General features: G+C 55.8%; 7 protein-coding genes and 1 pseudogene. 7 read left to right on the plus strand and 1 reads right to left on the minus strand.

The features are described from left to right. From QZY48_RS31895 to QZY48_RS31925, 7 genes are all read left to right on the plus strand, one after another. Positions 1 to 317: FAD-dependent oxidoreductase (locus QZY48_RS31895; protein ID WP_295438274.1), on the plus strand; the 317-nt coding region annotated here is incomplete at its 5' end. Between the two features lie 277 nt (positions 318 to 594). Further along, positions 595 to 834 (plus strand): hypothetical protein, encoded by a 240-nt coding sequence (locus QZY48_RS31900; RefSeq protein ID WP_295438277.1) that lies wholly within the window; start codon positions 595 to 597, stop codon positions 832 to 834. Positions 835 to 886: 52 nt separating this feature from the next. Continuing rightward, a complete protein-coding gene (locus QZY48_RS31905) occupies positions 887 to 1,537 on the plus strand; it encodes a hypothetical protein (protein ID WP_157817420.1) in 651 nt (216 codons plus the stop codon). Positions 1,538 to 1,579: 42 nt separating this feature from the next. Beyond that, positions 1,580 to 1,849, plus strand: coding sequence for a J domain-containing protein (locus tag QZY48_RS31910; protein ID WP_295438281.1), 270 nt, complete (start codon positions 1,580 to 1,582; stop codon positions 1,847 to 1,849). 179 nt (positions 1,850 to 2,028) lie between these two features. Continuing rightward, positions 2,029 to 2,406, plus strand: coding sequence for a hypothetical protein (locus QZY48_RS31915; RefSeq protein WP_295438283.1), 378 nt, complete (start codon positions 2,029 to 2,031; stop codon positions 2,404 to 2,406). Continuing rightward, positions 2,387 to 3,160 carry a hypothetical protein gene (locus QZY48_RS31920; RefSeq protein WP_295438285.1) on the plus strand — a complete coding sequence of 258 codons (774 nt, stop codon included), beginning with the start codon at positions 2,387 to 2,389 and terminating at the stop codon, positions 3,158 to 3,160. Before QZY48_RS31915 ends, QZY48_RS31920 begins: the two co-directional genes overlap by 20 nt. Continuing rightward, positions 3,153 to 4,361: a hypothetical protein gene (locus QZY48_RS31925; RefSeq protein WP_295438288.1), complete on the plus strand. Its 1,209-nt coding sequence runs from the start codon at positions 3,153 to 3,155 to the stop codon at positions 4,359 to 4,361. The genes QZY48_RS31920 and QZY48_RS31925 overlap by 8 nt, the downstream gene beginning before the upstream one ends. 168 nt (positions 4,362 to 4,529) lie before the next feature. Here QZY48_RS31925 and QZY48_RS31930 read toward each other — a convergent pair. Then, positions 4,530 to 4,833 (minus strand): annotated as a pseudogene (locus QZY48_RS31930) (hypothetical protein); the annotation flags it as partial.

Below are 4,833 nucleotides of genomic sequence, written 5' to 3' on the forward strand. Positions count from 1 at the left end.
AGATGTCCGAGGTCCCGGGCTCCGAGGCCGAGTTCAAGGCCGACCTGGTGCTGCTTGCCATGGGCTTCGTGCACCCGGTGCACGCCGGCATGATCGAGGCGCTGAAGGCCGAGACCGGGCTGGAACTCGACCCGCGCGGGAACGTCAAGGCGACGACCGAGGGGGTGGGGGCCTACCAGACCTCGGTGCCTGGGGTGTTCGGGGCGGGGGATATGCGGCGTGGGCAGTCGCTCGTCGTGTGGGCCATCCGCGAGGGGCGGCAGTGTGCGCGGGCGGTGGATGAGTGGTTGATGGGGCGGTCGGATTTGCCGAGGTAGGGCTGGCGTCCCGCCAGCCGAATCATGGAGAAAGCGGCTTCAGTGGCCGCTTCCGTAAGGGGACGGCCGACCTCCGGTGACGACCAGCCGTCGGCTCGCAAAGGGGGCGGTCCCTTGCGTAGCGCGGCGGGCGGGACTACTATCCTGCGCAGAGATTTACCGAGGAGTCGACACAAGACCCCGCCCGCGCACCCGGCAATTTCTCAAACCGACCCCACCAGGAAAACCACCCGGTGAGCATGTCGCCCCAGTCGACGACGCCAACGATGCCATGGCAATGACCCTCGCCGAAGAGACCCGTAAGACACTGTGTGACGAGTTTGGCGTCACTGGATTGGTTGAACTAATAGAGCGGGATTTTGAGGATATCTCCCCCGCGGCAGACGTGGACCGGGAAAAGGCAGCGCTCTACGCGGAGCGTAACCGCGGCTCGGTGAGACTGAGCGCCGGACGGTTCTACACTGCGACCGAGTACGTCGAGCACATCCGTAAGGTCAAGGCGCTGAACCTGCCTTGAGGGACTATTAGACATGGATTTGCCGTCCGATCCCCCGCAGGAACAGCCTACCTTGGACCAAGACATCCCGGACCTGAGGGCGCTCGCCGACCTATACGTTCAGGCCAAGGCGCTTATCCTTTATTCAGAAGAGGTCGATCCGGACTCCCGGTCCAACCTACAGGTCATCAAAGAGCTTCGCGACGCGCTCGACCACTTGATGCGGGTCATCGTGGCGCGCGTGGGAAGTCAGGCGCCGGCCGGTGCCGCCGATCCCGACTATGCGTCCCGCAACATCCACAAGTCTATCGGCCACATCTACCGGGCGGCGTTCGACGCGCTAGACGGTACCATCCTGTCGTTGCGGGTCAAGATCACTCAGGTGGTCGATAATTACCCGCTGGAAGTCCTCAACCAGGTAATCCCAAACTATTGGGACATCAAGCGGAAGCTCAACGAACTCTCCGGACAGGTCACCGAGCACCGGGCGCGAAAGGACGTGGGGGCCGAAATTGGGGCTACCCTTGACGGCTATGTCTCCGATGTAGAAGTCATCAAGCGCTTCTATAGCGAACTTCTGTCCTACGGTCCGGCCCTTGACGAATATGCCGCGAAGCTGGCTCAACAGGAACGACAGAAATCGCGCCGCGACTGGTTGATTGCCCTGGGAAGCGCCGTGATTAGTGGGCTCTTGGTGGCTTTGGGTTCCTATCTTTGGTTCTAGGATGCACTACCCGAGACTTCTTTCGGTTTCCTGGTATTTACGATGATTACGGCTGGCCTCACGCATTATCAGGTCCTCGGCATTTCATCCGAGGCTACCACGCAAGATGTAAAAGATGCTTATAGGGCGCTTGCGATGCGCTACCATCCGGACCGCGAAACCGGAGATGCAGAAAGCTTTCAGATTGTACGCAAGGCATTTGAGACTCTCTCGAACCAGCAGTTGCGCCAAGACTACGACCGGACACTGCGAAACGCCATCGTCCTGGATGCGGCAAAGCTCGCTTCCGCTTATTGGGACAGATGCATCTGATGCAGCAACTTGACGCTCATTCCGGATCGTGGTGGTAACCGAAGACCGGCGCGCGATCCTTCGGTCGCTTAAACAGCACAGCAGAGGCAACAGTGACTCCAATAGACTCTTTCGATGAAACCTATAGTTTCTTCTGTGAGACGCTTTCATCATATCGGGATCAGGAAGAGCCAGACGCCTTGGAAAGATTCCTAGCATCTACCAGGCGCACGCTTTTTGGAATCGAGAATTTCGAGTCCCTGACAGCCGACTATGTCGCGCTGGCAGTGCATCAACTGGTTCGTCTACGGGCTGGGGCGTTCCTGTCCCATTTCCTTGAGGAGGGCGATATTCCGGAATGGGGTGCGATTCGCCCACATCTTGAAGTACACCGGGACGCCCGCGACTTCATCAAGTCGTTTGAACAAGCCGACCCGGAAACCCTTGCGCTCGCGGTTTTGACAACGCTACGGTATTGGGAAGATCGACCCGGAGTGAGCGACGAGAGCGATGAGACGGACGATGACAACATTCCATACGATATGCAAGACGAGGCTTATGAAAGTGACTTTAACTAACGAAAAGGCACTGGCCTTATCGACTCAGGATATGGCGAACATGATTGTCGCCTTGGCTGAGCAGTCAGGAAAGAACGCCGGGACCGCTCTGGAGGATTATGCCTCCGCACGAGGGGATGGATTAGCAAGAGAGGTCCTGCGTCAAACCGACCCGCTCGTATTGGCGAAGATTTTGGGTGAACACGATTATACGATCCCGAGCATTGCAAGCTGGTTGATTACGCCGGAAATCTTGCGAGACGTCATCGAGATACAGCCTATTCACTGGGAGACGAGCATTCGCGAAGACCCCGATGCTGCCAGCCAATATGCACTGGAATTCTTCACTTACATTTTCGGTCGGGAAGACGACGCAGATCAGCTGGCTGAACTAATGGAGATCATCTCCCACTCGGATTCTGGGATCATGTATCTGCATCTTGCTCTCTATGGTTTAGAGATTATGCATACCGCAAATGCGGAAGCGAGATCGGAAACCGAAGACACGGAGGACGGTCTGTACGGGTACGACCCCGGCGCGGATCAAGCCTATGCCGAAGCGCCCGAACCCGGCTCGCGGGAATACTTATATCACCTGATCAACGGGCAGCATCCTACTCTCGCGAAGATACTTGCCGACGCGATTAAGAGCCGCAAAAGCATTTTCGGTCTAGCCGATGAAGTATTTGCGAATGCCCAGAACAAACTGGAGCAAAGGGTTACCGGATTGCAGCCCGGTGAGTCCCTCGACGATTTTTTTGCTCCCCTTGATTGATTTAATGACTGTCGCGACTGTTGCCGAAGCTCCTGTTTTCGCAATGCTTCGCACTCTCAAAGCTGAGCTGAGCGAAGAACAATACAGTATAGTCAAGCGGGAGCTTGTAAATGCCAGCCTGGCGCTGGCGCAGCGCTATTGGTCCATGCACAATAGCCACGATATCGAACTAGCCTGCAAGGTCGCGGCTGCCGTAATCTCTCTGGGGATGAGGGAAAAGGCGCTGTTATCTGGGCGGGAACCGTTTTACAAAAAGCATCCGGCGCCAATCAAGGCGTTATTTCAGGTTGGCTGGTCCCGCTTGGGCGAAAATGTGGTCGCGCCCAGCAACAGAGAACATGCCGACGCAGCCGAACCCCCCACTACCAAGGATGGGCCCCCCCCCGAAAACAAGGAAGCTCCTGTAAAGCGCTTTCTTGCGGAGATATGCACGATTCCGGGTGCACCTTGGCCGATTGACACGATACTGCATCACGAGGAGATGAGTCGGAACGAGAGAGAGCGCCTCGCGAGATTCGACAGAATTAGGGATCGACTGGCGCCAATAGACAAAAATCCAGACAACGATTATTCGGCACCCGACGCAGATGGTTACGAATCTGAAAAGGATTTTTTTCTCCAAGTCATTGCCTTCGGCGAGCCAAAGAGAAAGCTGCCTAAGGAGGAGATAATGCGCCTGAAACTTCCCTTGGCGCGAGAGGCTTGGGTTGCCCGAGTCGCCGAATTCCTGCCAAAGGTCAATAACGAGGATTTGGAGCGTTGGGTCCGCGAGCGTTGGGAGCTAGTAGATAACCCAGCGTTCGCAGCCGACGTTGAGGAGGCAGCCAACGTTCTTCGGAAAGCCCAGGCGCAGAGCGATTTCAGCGACATTATTTCCCGGCTAAATATTGAAATCACGGAGAGCATAAAGGAACACCAAGAGAGCGTAAAGCAAGCGGAGATTGAGTTAGAGAGTTTTCACGAAGATTTTCACGAAAAGTTTGTCGAGAAACTGGGCAATAAGGCTTCAAGCAAAATGCGAAATGAGATCGAGACTTTTTTCGATTTGCGGAAACACGATCTGCTGTTACATGCGGTGAAGCAAGAATATGACAAGATATTGAAATTCGACGAAGGAAAACCACGTTATCGCAAGTGGCTAGAGCGTTACACTAAAGAATTGCGCAAGTATGTTTCAGACGCAGGGTCAGGGAACGTTTGAAGGGTTCAGGGTCAGGTCTTGAGGGAATAAGGGGTCAGGGTCAAATACATTGTGGGGCCAATGAACCAAATGCGCTCTTAAGAAAAGGTATCTGGCTCGTCCGCTTCCGGAATGAGTTCGTGACGAGGAAAGCTGGATGCCTCCAAGTCTCATAATCATCAGCGCTACTCATGGTTGTGCTTCAACCGGTACAAGTATTTTCGACTCCACCGTGTTGTAAAGATCGACTTCGACCCCCGGCGCCCGGATCGATACCAGCAGCGCATAACGAACTGACCGATCGTAACGTCCAAGTCCCGGGCGGGTCTTCCACCAACCAAGTGCTGGAAAGACCGCAAGAACCCCGCGGCTCGCCAGGTCCGCGGCGGTTCCATGCCAGGTGTCTGAGTGCAGTGACCCCCGATGGCGTTTTTGCACACCAAGCGTCCAGTCCGGGTCCCCACCCTTGTTGCGGGTGCCTTCCTCCTCGTCG

The organism is uncultured Thiodictyon sp. (assembly GCF_903828115.1).
Taxonomy (GTDB): domain Bacteria; phylum Pseudomonadota; class Gammaproteobacteria; order Chromatiales; family Chromatiaceae; genus Thiodictyon.

Coding starts and splice junctions, on each gene's coding strand:
- QZY48_RS31900 (WP_295438277.1), top strand. CDS start 595: ATGACCCTCGCCGAAGAGACCCGTAAGACACTGTGTGACGAGTTTGGC.
- QZY48_RS31910 (WP_295438281.1), top strand. CDS start 1,580: ATGATTACGGCTGGCCTCACGCATTATCAGGTCCTCGGCATTTCATCC.
- QZY48_RS31920 (WP_295438285.1), top strand. CDS start 2,387: ATGAAAGTGACTTTAACTAACGAAAAGGCACTGGCCTTATCGACTCAG.